The organism is Treponema sp. R80B11-R83G3, from assembly GCF_054786115.1.
Map to the genome: position 1 here is coordinate 1 of NZ_BDHF01000464.1, position 488 is coordinate 488.

A 488-nucleotide genomic window follows, 5' to 3' on the forward strand; every position below is an offset into this window, starting at 1 on the left:
CTCCTGTACAATGCGGCAGCAAACGGTTTCGCAAGACGCGCCGCCTTCAACAAAAACAGGTTTTCCCTCAAAACGGCCAAGCGCGTCTCCGCCCGGCGCTATGCTTTCTCAGCGTAATTTGTAAACGTCTTTAACAGCCATTATAATGTAGTATACTTAAAATGATGAAATTTTTCCTGAGAAACTGCGTTTTATTGCTCTTCGCCGCCTGTCCCCTCTTTGCGCAAAGCGAAATCCGAGAGCAAGGCCTTGTAACAAACGATCCTTTCTGGCGGCAGGCGCTTGGGGGGGCGGTGCTGTCTTTGCCCTCAGTTCAAGCCCAATCCGCAGTTGTCGCGCTTGACGGCGGAAACATCAGAGCGTACTCTACGGCGGGAAAGCCGTTGTGGAGCTATTCCGCAAAGAGCAAAATAAGCCCCTTTGTTACGCGCTCACGTGAAGGCTCTTCGTATTTTTCAAGGACTAACGGAACTTTAATAGCGGTAAAC

General features: G+C 50.4%; 1 pseudogene. It reads left to right on the plus strand.

Annotated features, from left to right (window positions below):
* Positions 1-161 precede the first annotated feature (161 nt).
* Positions 162-488 (plus strand): annotated as a pseudogene (locus tag ACYVRH_RS14485) (hypothetical protein); the annotation flags it as partial.